This window comes from Aeromonas sp. ZOR0002, assembly GCF_963866995.1.
Lineage (GTDB): Bacteria > Pseudomonadota > Gammaproteobacteria > Enterobacterales > Aeromonadaceae > Aeromonas > Aeromonas caviae.
Genome location: NZ_CAWMFQ010000016.1, coordinates 1 through 16,346 on the forward strand (window position 1 = coordinate 1; position 16,346 = coordinate 16,346).

General features: G+C 57.6%; 20 protein-coding genes. 4 read left to right on the forward strand and 16 right to left on the reverse strand.

Features of this window, described 5'->3' with window-relative positions; translation table 11 throughout:
• The coding region (locus tag AACR77_RS00925) for a chitinase (RefSeq protein ID WP_042879204.1) at positions 1 to 1,275 on the reverse strand (1,275 nt) is incomplete at its 3' end.
• 188 nt (positions 1,276 to 1,463) lie between these two features.
• Positions 1,464 to 2,657 carry a methyltransferase gene (locus tag AACR77_RS00930; protein WP_042879206.1) on the reverse strand — a complete coding sequence of 398 codons (1,194 nt, stop codon included), beginning with the start codon at positions 2,655 to 2,657 and terminating at the stop codon, positions 1,464 to 1,466.
• Between the two features lie 750 nt (positions 2,658 to 3,407).
• Here AACR77_RS00930 and AACR77_RS00935 point away from each other — a divergent pair.
• The gene (locus AACR77_RS00935) at positions 3,408 to 4,304 is read left to right on the forward strand and encodes a tyrosine-type recombinase/integrase (RefSeq protein WP_231563107.1); all 897 of its coding nucleotides are present in this window, start codon (positions 3,408 to 3,410) and stop codon (positions 4,302 to 4,304) included.
• A gap of 8 nt (positions 4,305 to 4,312) precedes the next feature.
• Here the strand turns inward: AACR77_RS00935 and AACR77_RS00940 are convergent, their stop codons facing one another.
• The 3 genes from AACR77_RS00940 to AACR77_RS00950 form a co-directional block, all read right to left on the reverse strand.
• The gene (locus tag AACR77_RS00940) at positions 4,313 to 4,525 is read right to left on the reverse strand and encodes a hypothetical protein (protein WP_042879208.1); all 213 of its coding nucleotides are present in this window, start codon (positions 4,523 to 4,525) and stop codon (positions 4,313 to 4,315) included.
• A 492-nt stretch (positions 4,526 to 5,017) separates the two neighbouring features.
• Entirely contained in the window at positions 5,018 to 5,686 is a 669-nt protein-coding gene (locus tag AACR77_RS00945) for a hypothetical protein (RefSeq protein ID WP_052224762.1), read from the reverse strand.
• A gap of 9 nt (positions 5,687 to 5,695) precedes the next feature.
• Complete coding sequence (locus AACR77_RS00950; protein ID WP_042879210.1) at positions 5,696 to 6,181, reverse strand: hypothetical protein; 486 nt, start codon at positions 6,179 to 6,181, stop codon at positions 5,696 to 5,698.
• 325 nt (positions 6,182 to 6,506) lie between these two features.
• Between AACR77_RS00950 and AACR77_RS00955 the strand changes: the two genes are divergently transcribed.
• Positions 6,507 to 6,755 carry a hypothetical protein gene (locus AACR77_RS00955; RefSeq protein WP_042879212.1) on the forward strand — a complete coding sequence of 83 codons (249 nt, stop codon included), beginning with the start codon at positions 6,507 to 6,509 and terminating at the stop codon, positions 6,753 to 6,755.
• A 32-nt stretch (positions 6,756 to 6,787) separates the two neighbouring features.
• Here AACR77_RS00955 and AACR77_RS00960 read toward each other — a convergent pair whose 3' ends face one another.
• The 11 genes from AACR77_RS00960 to AACR77_RS01010 form a co-directional block, all read right to left on the reverse strand.
• A complete protein-coding gene (locus AACR77_RS00960) occupies positions 6,788 to 6,991 on the reverse strand; it encodes a hypothetical protein (RefSeq protein WP_042879214.1) in 204 nt (67 codons plus the stop codon).
• A complete protein-coding gene (locus AACR77_RS00965) occupies positions 6,988 to 7,191 on the reverse strand; it encodes a hypothetical protein (RefSeq protein WP_042879216.1) in 204 nt (67 codons plus the stop codon). Before AACR77_RS00965 ends, AACR77_RS00960 begins: the two co-directional genes overlap by 4 nt.
• Positions 7,191 to 7,445, reverse strand: a complete 255-nt coding sequence (locus tag AACR77_RS00970) for a hypothetical protein (RefSeq protein WP_042879219.1) — start codon at positions 7,443 to 7,445, stop codon at positions 7,191 to 7,193. Before AACR77_RS00970 ends, AACR77_RS00965 begins: the two co-directional genes overlap by 1 nt.
• A 99-nt stretch (positions 7,446 to 7,544) precedes the next feature.
• A complete protein-coding gene (locus AACR77_RS00975) occupies positions 7,545 to 8,273 on the reverse strand; it encodes a hypothetical protein (RefSeq protein ID WP_042879221.1) in 729 nt (242 codons plus the stop codon).
• Positions 8,274 to 8,291: 18 nt separating this feature from the next.
• The gene (locus AACR77_RS00980) at positions 8,292 to 8,873 is read right to left on the reverse strand and encodes a hypothetical protein (protein ID WP_042879223.1); all 582 of its coding nucleotides are present in this window, start codon (positions 8,871 to 8,873) and stop codon (positions 8,292 to 8,294) included.
• A 142-nt stretch (positions 8,874 to 9,015) separates the two neighbouring features.
• Positions 9,016 to 10,014 carry a hypothetical protein gene (locus AACR77_RS00985; protein ID WP_042879225.1) on the reverse strand — a complete coding sequence of 333 codons (999 nt, stop codon included), beginning with the start codon at positions 10,012 to 10,014 and terminating at the stop codon, positions 9,016 to 9,018.
• 749 nt (positions 10,015 to 10,763) lie between these two features.
• Positions 10,764 to 11,018, reverse strand: a complete 255-nt coding sequence (locus AACR77_RS00990; protein WP_042879229.1) for a hypothetical protein — start codon at positions 11,016 to 11,018, stop codon at positions 10,764 to 10,766.
• A gap of 81 nt (positions 11,019 to 11,099) precedes the next feature.
• Positions 11,100 to 11,699 carry a hypothetical protein gene (locus tag AACR77_RS00995; RefSeq protein ID WP_042879231.1) on the reverse strand — a complete coding sequence of 200 codons (600 nt, stop codon included), beginning with the start codon at positions 11,697 to 11,699 and terminating at the stop codon, positions 11,100 to 11,102.
• 680 nt (positions 11,700 to 12,379) lie between these two features.
• Entirely contained in the window at positions 12,380 to 12,952 is a 573-nt protein-coding gene (locus AACR77_RS01000; protein WP_042879233.1) for a recombinase family protein, read from the reverse strand.
• An 11-nt stretch (positions 12,953 to 12,963) separates the two neighbouring features.
• The gene (locus AACR77_RS01005; RefSeq protein WP_042879234.1) at positions 12,964 to 13,176 is read right to left on the reverse strand and encodes an Hha/YmoA family nucleoid-associated regulatory protein; all 213 of its coding nucleotides are present in this window, start codon (positions 13,174 to 13,176) and stop codon (positions 12,964 to 12,966) included.
• A 187-nt stretch (positions 13,177 to 13,363) separates the two neighbouring features.
• Positions 13,364 to 14,119: an antirestriction protein ArdA gene (locus AACR77_RS01010; protein WP_231563109.1), complete on the reverse strand. Its 756-nt coding sequence runs from the start codon at positions 14,117 to 14,119 to the stop codon at positions 13,364 to 13,366.
• Positions 14,120 to 14,910: 791 nt separating this feature from the next.
• Here AACR77_RS01010 and AACR77_RS23055 point away from each other — a divergent pair.
• Positions 14,911 to 15,339: a toll/interleukin-1 receptor domain-containing protein gene (locus AACR77_RS23055; RefSeq protein ID WP_231563111.1), complete on the forward strand. Its 429-nt coding sequence runs from the start codon at positions 14,911 to 14,913 to the stop codon at positions 15,337 to 15,339.
• 302 nt (positions 15,340 to 15,641) lie between these two features.
• Positions 15,642 to 16,310: a tetratricopeptide repeat protein gene (locus tag AACR77_RS01015; RefSeq protein WP_197055476.1), complete on the forward strand. Its 669-nt coding sequence runs from the start codon at positions 15,642 to 15,644 to the stop codon at positions 16,308 to 16,310.
• Positions 16,311 to 16,346 lie beyond the last annotated feature (36 nt).

Sequence of the window (16,346 nt, forward strand, 5' to 3'; positions counted from 1 at the left end):
CGGATCCAGCGCGGCCACCACCCGTACCTTGGGCCAGCTGGCGTGGGAGCCGTAGAAGTTGGTCACGCACTTCTCGTAATCCCCCGGCACCAGGGCCGAATAGGCGGTCTGGTACCCCACCAGATCGCACTCGAAGGAGTAGCCGCCAGGTCTGTCCGGGTAGTATTTCCAGTTGCCGTCCCAGTTGGTGTAGAGCACGTCGGTGGCGCCGTTGAGGTTGAGACTGCCATAGGGGGTCTGCTGCCAGCAGGTGTTCTTCTCGTCCGCCAGCAGCGGGATACCGTAGTGGGCCGCGAGCCCCTCCCAGTAGCGGATGCGGTTGACCGGCTGGCCCTTGTTCTTGTTCTGCTCGCCGCACTCGATGCCACCGTTGATGATGTTGATGGTGGTGCCAAAGCCGTAGCCGATGCCCGCCGCCAGCTCACGCTGGGAGGGCACCCAGGTCCGGTCGATGACGTGCAGCATGGCGGGTTTGGGAGCCTGGGGCGTCAGGAAGAACCAGATGGCGGAGGCGAGGTTGAGCCAGGAGTCCGCCACCAGCCCGGGGTTGTTGAGGAGCACGGTAGCGTCGCCGTCGAACATGGCCTCGGAGAAGGCGCCGTAGTTGAAGTGATAGGAGAGCTGCTTGGCGCCGCGACCGAAATAGCCCTGACCGGTGCTGCAGGGCCAGCGCCGGTTCTGCCAGTCACTCTGGCCACACCCCGTGGTGTAGCCGGTCTGCCCCTCGGACCAGCCCATCTCCCGCACGTGCACCAGGGCCTGTTGCCACTCCTCCAGCCCCAGGGGGTTGTCGGAGACATTCTCCTTGGCGATGTGGCCGCCGGTCTCCTGGGCAAAGTGGGCGAAGGCGGTGATGATGGACTTCTTGCAGATGGCGTCTGCATTGCGCCCGTCCGTGTAGTCGCCGCAGAAGGCGGGGAACTTGCCCACCGCCCGCAGGAAGCGCTCGTAGGTGTACTCCGGGGCGGCCATCTGGGTCAGGAACTCCCAGTCCGATTCGGTGAAGACCCGCTCGACCCGCTTGACGTTGTCCGGGTTGCCGGGGGCGCGGGCCACGATGGCCTCCACCACCGAATTGGGCCGGGTGGCCAGGGCGTGGGACCAGATCCCGTACATGGGGTTGGCGGTCTTGGCCTGGGCCGCACTGGCAAGATCCGCCGCCGCCATCACATAGCCGCCGCTGTTCTGGGGATCGGGCTGGATTGTCATGGCGCTCTGGCCGGGCAGTGCCCAGACGAGGGCAACCAGGCAGGCGGTGCGCGTGAGCATGAACATGGGTAACCATCCTTGTCTTGAAAATGTCAGGGCGAGCATAGGCATCCTGACAACTAAATTCACGACAAGAATTAAGAATTTGGCGAAATTGTGAGCCACGCCTCCCTGCACTCAGATGGCGCTCGTTTGCAGGGGGATCCAGCCCCTGGCCTTGTTGGCGCAGCCATCCGACCTGTGCGGACGCTTGTTCAGATCCCCCCTGCGCGCACCGCCCGGATCAGCAGATTGCGCGGGGTCATGGGTTTGGGGCAGAAGGTGCCCACCTCCACCCGGTAGCCCTGCTCCTCGAGGAAAAGGGCGCGATCGAGCAGCAGCCAGATTTCCAGGGGGCGGCGAAACAGGTGGCGCACCAGCTCCATGCGGGCGACATCGCCAAAACGCCGCTCCCCCTGTGCCAGCAAGGCGGCGTAGTCGAGCCCCGCGGGCAAGCCCATCCCCTTGCGTTCGGCGGCCCAGTGGCAGAAATCCTCGAAGTCCCCGGTCAGCAGGCTCTTTTGCAGGTTGGGCACCGGCAGGTACTCATCCACCCCGCGCACCTGGCGCTGCAGGCAGTCAAAGGCGAGGCGCCACACCACCTCCCGCTCCCGCAACCGGGCGATGCGGGCACCGCCGGTCACCGTCTCCTGCAGCGGCAGCTTCAAATCGCTCTTGCCAAGGCGCAGGGCACTGGCCCTGGCGGCCCGGGAGAGGGGCGCATAGTGCTCTCCCCTGATAAGGTGGTAGCAACACGGGGAGAGGGTCACCCCCTGGGCACGCCCCTCGGCCACCCGCGTCAGCAGATGGGTGTGCAGATCGCCGCAGGCATGGAGCGCCATGGCGTGATGGTGCGGGGCGATGAGGGCCCCGGACTCGGCGGCAAAGGCATCCGCCTCCACGAACCGCATGTTGGCGCCGTCGCGCGCGGCGAGCCGCCGCCCCTCCTCGCAGAGCGCCCCCTGCCACTCCAGGCTCAGGATCTCGGCGCCACGGTGCAACGACACCAGGCGCCCCAGATGCCCCTTGCCGGCGCACCACTCCAGATAGGGACCTTGGTGGGGGGGCAGGCAGCCGGTGAAGGCCTCTATCTGCCCCTGCTTGCGTCCCGGCATGTACATCGCCATGGCCCTGGCGCAGTGGACGGACTCGGGGGCGAAAGGGGCAAGCTCGCCGAGGGCCTGCAACTCGGCCCCCACCGGGATCCAGGGGGCGAGCAGGGTGCAGAGCGCATCCATGTCCCCGTCGAGGTGCGCTATCTCGTCAAGGGTCAGGGCTGCCAGGCACTTCGCAAGGGCTGGCGCCTCGCGGGCAAAGGCGATCCCCAGGTGGTGATAGGGCTGGTATTGCCACCAGCGTCGCTCGGCGGTGAGCAAGCAGTCCAGTTGTCGAAAACGGTGGGCCAGCACGGTGAACCTGTCCTTTGGCGCAAAAAGGGAGGCTCATTCTAGCGATCTGCCGTCAAAAAGCACTCGCCTGTGCGCCTCTGGTAGCCTGACAAAAAGCAGGGATTTGTGCTATATTCCGCCCCCTCATTCGCGCAGCCCGCCACGGCGAGCCGCTTTACCCCTATAAACGGAACCCAATCATGACCATCAATGCCATCCTGCAAGCCCGTGCAAACGCCAAATGCAGGAAATACAATGGCTTAGATGATGCATGCCGGATACCGCTTATAGGGTGATAAACAGGGTGATTTACTAGGTGACTCTGAGAGAGACACCATGACAGTAAGCACAGCCAGACCCGCAACCAGCCCCACATCTAGACCTACGTGGGCACTCCAAAAGAAAGCCCATGTTTGGTATCTGAGCTGGGCCGTACCGAAGAGCATCCAATGCCTGCCCCAGTTCAGTGGTCGCAGGCTCTACACCAAGACGCTCCAGACTGGAGACCTACGAGAAGCCCAACTCAGACGGGACAGCATCATTGCATCCTTCGGGCAGCATCTCTTGGAAGCCGAGGCGAACGAAGCAGCCAGTGCAGCGCAGGAGTTCTCGCAGTACCTCGCGGGGCTACGGGCCAGTATCTCGGTAGCCGGGGCGACTACTGCATCCCCCTCCCCTTCCATCAGACCCGTCAGGAAACCCACTCCCAAGCCAGCGCCTAAGCCCACCCCTAAGCCTGCCAAGCCGAAGTCAACATCCAAAGGCGCGACCGTGCAGGAAGCAGCAGCTGAGTTCCTCAAGGAGGCAGAGCGCAGAGCTGTCCAAGGCAAGCCGATAACTGAAGGCACACTGAGCCGGGTTCGTAATGCGTCCGTGGGGATAGCCGAGTTCACTGGCAAGCAGACGCTGGGAGAGATTGAGCGCCGGGACGTCACCCTATGGATAGCATCGCTAGCCGGGGAGAAGAGCGACAACACCCGGAAGAAGTACCTGAGCGCCATGTCCCTCGTGTGGGAGCATTGCTACCTGCTGCGGATGGTGGATGGGGACAACCCCTTCAAGAATACCGGCTTCAAGTCTACCGGCGACCTGCAATCATACGAACCGCTGAGCCTGCAAGAGATGTCCGAGATTGTCAGGGAGTCAGACACCGCGCTCAGGGTGCTGGTGAAGTTCGGGCTTATCACAGGCTGCCGACTCGGGGAGATTGTCGGTTTGCGGGAGGCTGACTTCGAGATTGAGGACGGAGTGCATGTGCTCAGAATCCGGGCGGGTAAGACTGCCAGCGCTATCCGTTCCCTGCCCTTGCCGAAACCTTTGTGGGAAGAGTTGCGGGCGCAGGTCGTCGGTAGGCTCTGGCACTTGCAGAACGGAGACACCAACGCATCGCAATGGTCGAACAAGTTCGGGGTCGTCAAGGCCAAGGTGACAGGCAGCCGTGACCGGGTGAAGGGCTTCCACAGTCTGCGGGGGATGGCGATAACCGGCTACCAGCGAGCGGGGATACCGGAGGATGTGACTGCGCCGCTCGTCGGGCATAGCACCAAGGGGCTCACGCTGTCGTATGGATTGTACTCGTCCGGGCACACCCTGCCCCACCAGTTGCAAGCCGTCGAAAGCATGCTCGCATCGGAGTACATGCAGCAGTATTTGGACTTGTTCAAGTAACTTGAATGTCAGAGCTCTCTTTCGTTGTCACACAGATAAGTCAGCACCGCATCCCCGTAGAGCGCGTAGGCTTGAACCCAAAGTTCCTCGAATTGGGCTGCCTCTATTCCAGCGGCAGACTCTTGCAGCGACTCGATTTGAATGGCCCGTTCGCGGGTCAGGGGCTGTTGCAGTAGCAACCTCTTGGCTTCATCCAAGAGCGGCATATGTGAGGCGTCCACTATGAACTCCATTTAGCAACCGACTCGCATGAATAGACAGAGACAGTAACAAATAGTTCACATTGACAGTTGGGTGAAAAAAAAAGCCCCTGCGTGAGGGGCATAAAGTTTGACATGCGGCTCCATCCGTAGAGCCGGGTACTTCCCAATAACATGACATGGAAATGACATTGAACTTGGAAGGGGCTGTCTCCCAAGTCCTGAAAGAGTAGTCGCGGGGATGAAGAGCGAGCAGAGGAAAAGGCCGCCTTGCGTCCGTTCCTGGCGGTACGGAACAAAGCATCTCAGCCGGAGAGTATAGCGCTCAGCATACCAACACAAAAAACCGACCACCACAAGGGCAGTCGGTCAGGGATTGCTGGGCGTCTTAGCTGTCACGGCGGACGCTGTAGTAACCAGTCGGGGCGGCAGGGTGCGCCGGTGCCTTCTTCCGTACCGGAGAGTACCAGCTGGGCATCGGTGGTCGGGCTGTGGTTCGGGTCGTCTGGGTGGTCATGTGGACTCCTTGGTAGGGTATGTCTCTGCGATAAACGCGGCGGCGTCTGCCAATGCGTTGTATATGGTCGGATGGTCGATAAACTGGGGCAGAAGGGAGATAAGCCGCCGCCTCTTTGCGTCCTGCCATGCGCAGTGCGCCTCCGCTGGCGTGGGGAATACACCTAGATGAGCAACCTCTTCGCCAACTTGAATCTGGGCACGATACAGACACCCCGCTCGCTTGACGCCTTGCGGGAGGATGCCGCCCGGCTTGTTGGACAGCAGTAGGTTGATGGCCCCCGGAATCAGTATGCAGACCTCCGGGGCGTACACTGTGTTTCCCGGCAGCAGGAGATTATGGTCTAGCTCGACCCCCAGCTCACCGCACAGCGGCTGTGCCATGTACCACTGCCAGAACGTTCTGAACGACAGCCAACGTGGGTCAACGGAGCACCCGCCGTATACGCGGGCCTGTGCGGCGGTAGGGGCGTAGCAGCGCCGCAGCATATTCACCCACACCTGATACACGGGATGAGTATGCCTCTGCCCACACACTCGCGGCTGGGTAATGAACTCGGCATCATTGACCCCCACCCCGCGCACTCGACCTCGGCGGAGTGCCGAATTCTTGCCTGTGACCGGGTAAGCGACACCACGAAAGATATGATGAACCTCTTGTTTCATGGTCCCTCCTTACAATTGCGGTGCGTACTGAACTTGCAGGAAGTACCTAACATCCCGCTCAGCATCCCGCACAAAGGCAGCGTACACCTGACAGGTACGATATTCCTGGCTCAGGGTATGTTCGATATACGCCACAAGGTCTGCTTGCCCCTGCACCTTGTAGAGCGCATAGACCCAGAAGGTGGGGAAGATGTTTTTCACTGCCTCCTGCTGCACGAGCCATGCAGCCATCAAACTGGACAGCAGCCGACGATAGCCGGAGTTCTTATTGCCCGCATAAGTCTGGGGGGCTGGCGCGACTCGTACCCGCATGGCGTCGAGCTTGTCCTGCACGGCATCCACTTCGGCAGCCAGCTCAGACACGTCGCAGTAGGTGCTGGGCTCAGTGTTGATACGGGCCATGAGGGCGCTGTAGTGCGGGAAGTACCCCGGAGCCATCAAAGTAGGGTCCAGCTTGGCAGGCAACAGAGGAAGGGAATCAGTGATTACGGGCATATAGCCTCCATGAGGTAAGCGGCCCACTGTAGGGCCACAAGATAAATGAGAATGAAATGAGTGAGACCGGGGCAGACCCGGTGGGGGGTTATCGCGGAATGCGACGGGTCAGAGTGACGACTGGCCGCCCATCCTGTCGGATAAGCACAGAGGACGAGGCGCCAGCCCCCTTGAATCCAACTTTGTGGGCATGCACACCTTGCGGCGGCACAGGTATCCCCTTCACGTTGCAATCGTGGACAAGCGACTCTAGAGCGGCCACTGGCTGAGTCTCACGCAGATGGTTTAATGCAGCAGCGAGGGCTGCAACGTTGAACCGATCGTAATGGTCATCAAAACTCAGGGTAGGATTCAGCGCCCGCTGGATGGCAACCCTGCGTCGGGTGCTGAGCAGCTTCTGCTGGTGTCGGTACTCCATCAGCGACATGTACCGGGGCGGCGGGAGCAGTGGTTGGTAATGGGTATGCATTACGCCTCCGAAGGAAAAGAAGTGTGGCGCAAGCTGGGCCTATCAGTGCGTCCACATGTAAACAAAGCTGGCGATAATCTCGACCAGTTGCAGGCCAGCCAGTGACCAGAGCAGCGGGACGATCGTGTTGTGGTATGTCACGCCTGCCCCCTCTTCTGTTTCAACTTCACCCACTCCACCACCGCACGACAGCCAGCGGCGTACTGTAGTTCGTTCATGGTGCTGTCTGGGCGGATGGTCGGGACGGGGAAGGCCCGCTCTAGCTGCTCGATGAGGGCAGCCATGGGAGAGGCGACCGAAGCCGCCGCCCCCTGTTCAATCATCTGGATGTCTCGACTCATACACGGCTCCGCCTGTCCTTGATAATCTGGATGATGCACGGGTCAGAGTGCACTCCGCGCAGAATGGATTGCATCATCTGCTCCTTTGGCACCTGCTCCAGCTCGTCAAGGGTGATAATCCCACCCATCACAGCCGCGTGAATCTGGCTGACATGGAGGGCAATGTGGGACAGGGTGCGACTGTTGGTAAATTGTTCCATTACACACGGCTCCGCAGGGATTGCACGATGTTGGCAGGCGGTGGGGTTTGCAGCGACACACGCTTGTAGCCGTGGTTCTGGATGCTCATCTTGAGGGACTTAGCGAGGTTGTCCTCAAAACGGGAGTCGTAGAAGCCGCCAGCTTGGGCCGCTCGGCTGATGGCTGCCAGCTCACGGGGATTGCTGATGATGTGATATTCGTTCGCGCCTTGGTGCTGAATGTCGGCGGCGATGTTGGCGATAGTGTCGTTCATGGTGTTCTCCAAATTGAATAGTGACCCGACCCCTACCGGGGCCAGGGTAATTACGTGATGGGCAGGCCCCAGATTTGGGGCGCACCTAAAGGGGTAGGCTTACGCCTTGTTCCGCTTAGCTGCGGCCAGAAGTTGAGCCTCAAGGTTCTGCATCCGAGCAGCAGTAGCTGCCCCCTCTACCGCAATGCAGTAGTTGCCGATGGCGTCAGCGCCGAACCGGGCCAGCGCTTCCTTCTTCTGGCGCTTGGTGGCAATCAGTTGGCGACTGTGCGAATCGTACTCACGCTGAGCCTGCTCTTCGGGAGCGCTCGCCATAACATCCGCTTCCAGCTTGTTCAGTTCGTCGAGGATGGCCTGAGTGATGATGCGGGTGGCCTTGAAGGTGGCGACTCGGGTGCTGCCACTGGCGGACAGGATGGCGCGGCGCATATTGGGCAGGATGCCTTTCAAGCCGTCGAGCGCAGAGCCACAAGCTTCCGCCTCGGACTGCGTGAGCCCGGAGTCCCGCAGCAGGCCACGGATGGTCTTGCCACCGAATGGAGCTGTCGGGTCGGACAGCGGCGGGATGCTGGCACGGATAACCGGGCGAGCACCGAAGGAGGCAATCCGCTCGTCGATGTCATGAATCTCATCGAACAGGGCCTGAATGTGGTAGCCCGGCATGCCTGCCTTGATGAGCCCCCTCCCCTTTACACTGGCAGCGATGGCATCAGCGGTGAAAGCGGGAGCAATGCCGCGGCCTACGCCAGCGGTCAGCATAGTGCTGTTGTTCTGGGTGACAGGCAGGGTCATGTTGACGGGGCGAACGCCGTCCAAAATATCGGTCATGGTGAATCCTTAAGGTGGTTACGCTGGGTACTGGTGGGCTGTCCGAGACCTAGCTCGGGCCGCAGCCGCATCGGCCATGCGTTGGGAGTTGTAATCGGTGGTATCCATGGCAGGCGCAACGGCAGCCGCTTTCCATGCCATGCCAGCAGAGCCCTTGTAGCGGGAGCCAGCACCAGCGGACTGCGCCTGCTGAATTGCTACTACTGAGGGCCGCCAGTTTGGCAGGGCCTTGAAGGTGTTCTCGAAGAAGTACAGATAATGCTCATGCCGAGCCGCGAAGCCGGGGCCGGAACGGAGCTCCTTGTAGACCTCCCCTTCCAGCAACTCCTTGACTGTCTGGTACGCAGGCTTCGGTGTGTACATCTGACCCAGAATCTTCTGGATGCCGGAGACGGTGCAGCCGAGTTGTCGCAGAGCACAGACCTGAGCGACCGTCTCTGTGCCGAAGCGACGTCGGACTTTATTGCCCGCCTCGAACTTCCGGCCAACGGGCGGGATACGGGCATCGAATACAAAGTCGCCCCGCTTATAGAGGGCGTCGAGTGCTGCGGCGAGTTCGTCATTACTGGCGACCGCAGCGGGGGAATTGATTGAGGACATGCAGCCTCCTTTGGATAGTACGGAAATTCCGTGGTTGATATTGTGATGTGCAGTAGGCGCGGCACTGACCTCTACTCCCCGAAGGGATGGAGAACCGCTGTGACCCGGCTAAGAGGCCAGTACGACGCACACTGCTGGGCGGTTATGTTTCATCGCCACTGATTGCCCGCTGACGGCAGACCTTGCCTGTGTCCAGCTCCACCTCATGGAACCCATCAGCAGGGTCAAGTTCATGACTTGCACACCAGCCCTTGTAACCAAGACCGCCGATGCATTTCTCATCGCCAATGATGCGGACACGTAGGTTCCGCTCGGATAGGTCGCGGAATGTAGGATTGTGCCGGTAGTCTTTCGGGTACTTGGTGGGATGAGCTATCGTCGGGGCAGGTTTAGCCACAGTCATCGAAGCGGTGAGCTTGACTCCATTGCCATCGAACCAGCCATCTACTCGCTGGTGATACTGGACACCGCCGACCACGAGATACGGAATGAAGGCCGGAGCAGGCATCCCGAGACGCTTCTTCTCCGCCTGCCATTCCTCTGCATCGCGGGCAATCTCTCCCAGCTCAACGAAAGCGAAACCTAGCAACTGCTCCACCGCATCTTCGGGGAGCACCCTTCCCATTACCGTAGCCATGTGAGCCATGAGCCTATGGGCTACGTACTTCACCGACTCGCAAGCCGAGATAGCAGCTGAGGTAATCATTTGGATATACCGCTTTCCGAACTTATGGCCGAACAACTCGGACACAGTAACAGTGGAAATCTCAGTGAGCCGGGTCATGACTGCGAACACCATGCCAGCCGACAAGGGCTTACCAGTGTGCCCCGCGCTACCATTCAGACGGCAGGCACTAATGATGAAATCCTGCAACCAACTGGGGCAGTAGGACAGGCTAGGCCGAGCCACGAATCGGCCACCAGAAGCGAGGTCAACCACGCACTGCTTGACGGTATTCGTGTAGCTGCGGGGCTTCGGCCCACGGCGGGAACCGGCATATGTTTGCGGGGAGGTCAGAGGGGCTACCTCTTCCCTGTATATATGTGTTTCGCTAATTGCCGGAGCAGGGAGAACTTCCCCTTCATCCATCCAGAGTGAACCATCAGGCAGGACAATAGGAATCGAATCAATGTCAATCATGTAAACCTCAAATAGGTAAAGCCGCCCAGATGGCAGCCGTGGTGTGGTAGTGCAGGTAGAAGTTCCCCGTTCTTCAAAATGAAGGGGAAACATGCAGCATCCCCGTTCTTCAAAAAGGAGAAGGAGTGCGAAGGTAGTGTTCAGACTTCTCTGTTATTGGGCACTTATTCCCAGCAACAGGAATGCCCGCAGGATTATTCTTGTAGGCCGACCTTATTCATAGCAGACAGGGAGTCGGTGAGACATCTCTGTTAGGGTCGAGTTATTCCCAGCAGTAGGAGGTGCGGAAGGTTTTCTCTGTTAGGGGCCTATTATTCAGACTTCTCTGTTAGGCAGACTTTATTCTGTTAGGGGGAGCATTATTCAGAATCAACGGGGAAGCGACGAGATGCCTCTGTTATTGTCAGATTATTTAACCAGCCAGCCAGAGACGACGAAGGCCCCGAAGGGCCTCTTTCTATGTCTGCTTGTGGGGATGCGCTCACATTACATCAGGCCCCGCGCCCAATACTCCAGAAATCCGAACACCGTAGCCGCGAACACAAAGCCCATCATCAGGAGGCGGGCGGTTATTGTACCCCAGCCCCATCCTTTCGCCCGGCCAGACCATAGTAGGCCAACCAGCCCGACCCAGCCCGCACCTATGGCTACTTGTCCGCCCCAGAAGAAGGCGATGCCGGTTGCCACTGCCACACCGAGATACTGCCACACCCACACCCACTCCGGGTCGATAGGGGTCGGACCTGGACTCACTTGGTCAACCATACATACCCCCCAGCGAGCACCATATTCACGATGTAGTAAAGGAAGATGGAGAAGCAGATGCCACGGCCAATCGTCCGACCTGCGTTCCCCATTATGATAATCCCCACCGCCATGACCAGAAGGCCAAAGTCGGTATTCATCTTGACCGCCAAGAATCCGGCAACTGATACGCCGGTGTAAGCCATGAGCCAATACAGAACCGGGTCTTTAGGTGGTTTAGTTGTTGGTTGCCTTATCATTACGCTTTCTCTTTCTAGATGTGGGCCAGCCTAGCGCCGGACACTTATCTGCAAATATGCAGGGTACTAACTGCCGTTGGGTTACTCCTTGATTGACTGCTGGGCCCGAACAAGGATGGCAATACGCCCAACACAATCAGCCAAATTCATTAACAGCTCCGCCATGTAATTCATTCTGGAATTACGAGAGCTGGAGCTAAAAGCTAATATGACGTTAGCAATAAACCCTTTGCTCAATTGTTGCTTAAGGGTTGCAATATCAAACATGCCTATATCAAATCGGCCTCTAATGGCTGTTTCAAAATTTGCTGGTAGAGCGCCATTGGTAGGGTTACGGACTAATTTATTGCACTCATCCCACAGACTCCTGAGATTGTTTTCATCTTCTGGAATCCCGACACTTGCAAACTTGTACTGCCCTTCACTTTCCATGGCTAAGGTTTGCAGTTGAGCGGCAGCCCAGCAGCAATAGGAGGCCAAGCCGATTAGCTCCCTTGGGTTGACGCTATCGGGTTGCGTTATTGTTGCAGCCAACATTGGGGCAAAGTTGGTTGCCGCCTTAGCCATATTGAAAGCCTGTTCGATTGCTATGTCGCGGGAAAGAACGGGGCCATTACTCGTAGCTGCGTTAGCCAAGGACTGGACGAGCAGCTGATTTGTGTAGTGTTGCAGGGCGTGCATAGTTCGCCTAGGTTTCAGAAATACGGGATACCATGATAATTTCTTGATGGAGTGTCGGCGAGAGTTAGCCGCTTTATTGAGCGCATGAGTAAGGTTGGATTCAGAATTGTAGTCAGGATAAAAAATCAGGGTTAAATACAGAGTTAAATTAGGATTACGCCTACTCCCGTGAATAGGATTACCCCGAGCCCTGAAAGCTGAGGTAAACAGGGCTCAGGAATCGGGTTCTGGGTGAGCGGGCCTCCGCCCGTGCGCACATGTTCCGTGGGCCCTCCGTTAGGTCGTCTCGTGCCTCGACTCCCTCTCTTCTCTATTAGGGGGGGGGGGCAGATTTTCATATGAGTACATTTCTGTCTGTACAAACCGGTAACATCTGGACATAACATCTCACCCACCAGCAGACGGGCCTTTAAGTCAACCCTTAAATAAGCGTTTCGCTAATTCACTTGCACCCTGACCTGCTGGCGGGCCTGCGCGCACTCACCCCTTATATATGTGTTTCGTTAATTACGAATGAGTCCATTATTTTGCTGGCTGTGTACCTGCTATATATGTGTTTCGCTAATTACATTTGAATCCCATAACCACCACCGTTGGCTGACCGGCACCCACATACAACAAAGGCCCCGAAGGGCCTCTGATGAAAGCAATCATATAGAACAATCGCTTAGCACAAGCATCTAGGCGGGGAGCTCCCCCGCTTCTTTCATCTTCAAAGACAGCCGATGCACCGTGGCCTTGCTCACGCCATGCAACTCTGCCACCTCTCGCAGTGACTTCCCGCCAGCCCGGAGCGTGGCCTTGATGGCTTCATCATCGATACCCTTGGGCCTACCCTTGTACGTTCCGTTGGCCTTAGCCTTGGCGATGCCTTCCATCTGGCGCTCCTTCCGCAGGGCTGTCTCGAACTCAGCGAAAGCACCCAGCATCTGGAACATGAGCCGACCCTGAGCGCTGCCAGTATCAAGGGACTGGTCGAGGACTCGCAGACTCACCCCCTTGGCTTCAAGCTGGTTCACTATGTCCAGCAGGTCAGCCAAGCTTCTACCCATCCGGTCCAACTTGGTGATTACCACCGAGTCCCCTTCCCGCACATAGTCCAGCATCAGGGCCAATTGCTCCCGGCCATCCGTGCTCGTACCTGATACCTTCTCTTGGTATATCTTGGCGCAGCCAGCGGCATCCAGCTTGTCCAGTTGAACATCCAGTGACTGACCGAGACTCGATACACGCGCATAACCAACAACAGCCATTATCCCCCCCTTCAATCCACCAAAGCCCAAGCCGTAGCCGGAACCTTGCCTACATCGTATCGTCGACCAGTCGCTATCTCAGCGCGTCTGTGGTCGAGGGCGGCTATGGTATTCAGTTCATCCTGAAAGCTCACAGCGGCAGCCTTGGCGACCATGCGGGCGGCCACCTGTTCCAGTGCATCCAGCGTCTTGAACCTGCGTAACCTGATAACCAAATCACTCATTGCCCTGCCCCCCTCTCAGCTGTTATGCCCGCGACCAGCAGGCCGCAAAGCGGTTGATTGTGTATGTTGCTCCATGCAGGTGCAACCGATAGACTCCATATCCGAGTGACAATCTTTTACTCTCCGCAGAGTTGATAGTTGTTTCGCTCGCGGCTTCCTTTAGTTGGCGCTAAGGGAAGCCACCTCATCAGCAGGCGTGAAAGTAGTACCCACGGTTTTCAACAATCCCAGACAGCAGCATGTCCCGCGCTACAGCTCCCCAATCGATGTAAATACGGACGGCCTCGGGCACAGCATCCAGCATCCCGCCCTGCTCCCACTGGTCATAGGCCATGTCTTCGCTGTTCTTCCACTCCCCGATGAACTTCTCCCCCGCCTCATTAGCAGGGATGCCAGCATCAAGGGCAGCCAGTACCACAGCTTCATCTGTGTCAGTTGTTATCTCTAAAAGCTCCTCGAATCCTAGCCAATCGAAGCCGCCATAATTCCCAAGGAACCGGGAGGCCAGCCCCTCAGCATCTTGGCAATCCCAATCCTGCGCCATCAGCTCAGATACATCAGCAGCAGACAGGCCCAAGGTTTCGAGGTAATCAGCTAGACCTCCAGCGCTCACCACTTCCTCAGCATCCAGCCAGCAGCCGTAATCAATGCGGAACCAGTGCACGTACACGTTATGCTCTCCCGTGCCCGCTGCATCCAGTGCGGCCACTGCTCGGTCAGTAAAGCGCTCCTTTGCCTCGCCAGTAACAGGAGTACCCGCCCAGATTGCAGGCTCATTGCTGCCTGCGTCCACAAAGCCTGAGTCATCCCATTTCAAGGTGATGTAATCCTGCATGTCCTCACTGAGCGGGTTCCCGTTCAGAGTCTTGCACTTGTAGGTGCTCCCGTAGGCGGTGGTGTGAACATGTTCCAAGCCGTAGCCTGTGGTGGTTAATGCGCTCATATGTATCCTCAAAGTTTCGTTTCACAGGGTAGAACCCGGCGAGACGCAAATTTATGATACTACAATGAGACGAGTCAATACCCCGGATTAAAAATGCTTCATAGGGTAAACCATAAGATACGATGTGCGGGAAGATAGAGAGGGCGCAGGACGTGCAGCAGTGCCCCTGTAGCCGCCTCTCCTGCGTTCTATGGGAGTGCTGGCCCTATCCTATGCCGGAGAGCGCCGAGGGCTGAGAGGTCCGCTCGTTTCTGGCGGCCAGCGGGAAGAAGGGCCGTCGCGCCTTGGTGCCACGTGGAAAGGATGTACCGTCGAAAAGGGGGGGGGTGCCATGGGGGGAAAACACTCCGGTAGGTTGTCGAGGTGCCCCCACGAAAAATTGTGCAGAAAAAATCGATAGATGCCGGACCAACCTTTATTAACATGTTATTCAGTTGTACCTGATATCCGTTTGATATATAACCGCATTGTTCAGTAATTGGCCGAGCCGGACTCAAGTATCACAATCGAGTTGGATGGAGAATCGCAATATGGCTAGATGTACAGCACCAGTTCGTGGGCATAGCTCAGCCGCAGCCGCCGCAGCATGTCCAGCATGCCGCTACCGCAGCAGAGGCTACAGCAGTAGCAGCTACTCTGATTACAGCGCTTACTCCTACTCACCTTCATCCTCGTCGGGCAGCAGTGGGTCTAGCAGAAGCGCAAGGCCCCGTTGGGCGCGAGCCGGGTCGCACCTGCCCTACTCGTATGCCCAAGTACAGTCGCTCGAACCAATCCGCAAAACCGTTGAGATGCTAGCGGAGTCACAGACTGACCTTCGTGATGTATTCCTATGTCATGCATGGGATGACCGGCAAGGCGTAGCCAAAGAGCTGCACGACTTACTTGAAGCTGCTGGCGTCAAAGTCTGGTTCAGTGAGAAGGACCTTGCCCTGGGCGTCCCTATGATGCGGACCATCGACAAGGGCTTGGCAAATTCACGAATAGGGCTTGTGCTGGTGACCCCTGCTCTTCTGAAGAGACTCCCCACTGAGGGCGTTGCAGACAAAGAGCTTTCGGCGCTCTTGGCGAGTAACCAGCTCGTCCCAATCGTGCATAACACAACGTATGACGCTCTCCGCAATGTCAGCCCCTTGCTCGCCTCACGGAGCGGCCTTGATACCGGAGAAGATTCGATGTCTGTGGTCGCAGCCAAAATTGCCGAGTTGGTCGCTGTGTAGCTCGGCGGTTTTATAAGTTTATTTGGATGCGAATAGCCACTAAATATCTGGGCCTGCCAACTCTGTCAGGCCCAGATATTCATGTTCTAAATGTCCGCCTCTTAGCATGAAGCCCAACCTGCACACAGCCTCCTATCAAAGCATGCTCTTCTTTGGCGCGTAGTCGTATATAAATACCTACGGAAAGTTGTGCCGTAAAACTCATCCGACTAACCACCGATACCAATCTGTGACTCAATCAGCGCATGCCGCTTAGTGCCCGTGATACAGTGACAACTTCCTAGGGAACGGAGAATTTCAGGGTGAAAAGAACAGTATTGGCGGCGCTCTTGGTTGGGCTCTGCTTTGTAGGAACGACAGTTCAGGCGAAAGACTGGCAGAACGCACCACTTGCAGAGATTAAGCCCGCAGCAGAGCATGGGGACGTCAGGGCACAGTTTTATCTTGGGGTGAGGTACGACCGAGGTTTTGGGATAACACAGGATTACAGTCAAGCTGCATTTTGGTACCGCAAGGCAGCAGAGCAAGGTGCAGCCGAAGCACAATACAACCTTGGGTCAATGTATGAAAATGGGCTTGGCGTGGCACAAGATTACCACCAAGCAGTAATTTGGTACCGCAAAGCGGCAGAGCAGGGACACTCTTCAGCACAATTCCTTCTTGCGAAGATGTACGCTCGCGGGCAGGGGGTGGCACAGGATTACAGTCAAGCTGCGATTTGGTCCCGAAAAGCAGCAGAGCAAGGGGATTTTGATGCACAGCACGTCCTCGGTGTAATGCACAATAATGGCCTTGGCGTGGCGCAAGACTACAAAATGGCGTATGTATGGTTTTCCGTGGCTGCCGCCAATGGTAATGGTGCCTCACCTGCTGAACGGGACAACGTCGCCGAGAAGCTGACCCCAGAGGTGCTGGCAAACGCACAGACGCTGGCTGGTCAATATTTTGAGAAGTACCAACAGAAGAAGTAGCATCAGCCCTCCCCGTGCCCAAGGCCAAACCTTGGG

Coding starts and splice junctions, on each gene's coding strand:
- AACR77_RS00955 (WP_042879212.1), top strand. CDS start 6,507: ATGGTCATCAAAACTCAGGGTAGGATTCAGCGCCCGCTGGATGGCAAC.
- AACR77_RS00985 (WP_042879225.1), bottom strand. CDS start 10,014: ATGATTGACATTGATTCGATTCCTATTGTCCTGCCTGATGGTTCACTC.
- AACR77_RS00945 (WP_052224762.1), bottom strand. CDS start 5,686: ATGAAACAAGAGGTTCATCATATCTTTCGTGGTGTCGCTTACCCGGTC.
- AACR77_RS23055 (WP_231563111.1), top strand. CDS start 14,911: ATGCTAGCGGAGTCACAGACTGACCTTCGTGATGTATTCCTATGTCAT.
- AACR77_RS00970 (WP_042879219.1), bottom strand. CDS start 7,445: ATGAACGACACTATCGCCAACATCGCCGCCGACATTCAGCACCAAGGC.
- AACR77_RS00980 (WP_042879223.1), bottom strand. CDS start 8,873: ATGTCCTCAATCAATTCCCCCGCTGCGGTCGCCAGTAATGACGAACTC.
- AACR77_RS00975 (WP_042879221.1), bottom strand. CDS start 8,273: ATGACCGATATTTTGGACGGCGTTCGCCCCGTCAACATGACCCTGCCT.
- AACR77_RS00965 (WP_042879216.1), bottom strand. CDS start 7,191: ATGGAACAATTTACCAACAGTCGCACCCTGTCCCACATTGCCCTCCAT.
- AACR77_RS00995 (WP_042879231.1), bottom strand. CDS start 11,699: ATGCACGCCCTGCAACACTACACAAATCAGCTGCTCGTCCAGTCCTTG.
- AACR77_RS00960 (WP_042879214.1), bottom strand. CDS start 6,991: ATGAGTCGAGACATCCAGATGATTGAACAGGGGGCGGCGGCTTCGGTC.
- AACR77_RS00990 (WP_042879229.1), bottom strand. CDS start 11,018: ATGATAAGGCAACCAACAACTAAACCACCTAAAGACCCGGTTCTGTAT.
- AACR77_RS01005 (WP_042879234.1), bottom strand. CDS start 13,176: ATGAGTGATTTGGTTATCAGGTTACGCAGGTTCAAGACGCTGGATGCA.
- AACR77_RS01000 (WP_042879233.1), bottom strand. CDS start 12,952: ATGGCTGTTGTTGGTTATGCGCGTGTATCGAGTCTCGGTCAGTCACTG.
- AACR77_RS00950 (WP_042879210.1), bottom strand. CDS start 6,181: ATGCCCGTAATCACTGATTCCCTTCCTCTGTTGCCTGCCAAGCTGGAC.
- AACR77_RS01010 (WP_231563109.1), bottom strand. CDS start 14,119: ATGAGCGCATTAACCACCACAGGCTACGGCTTGGAACATGTTCACACC.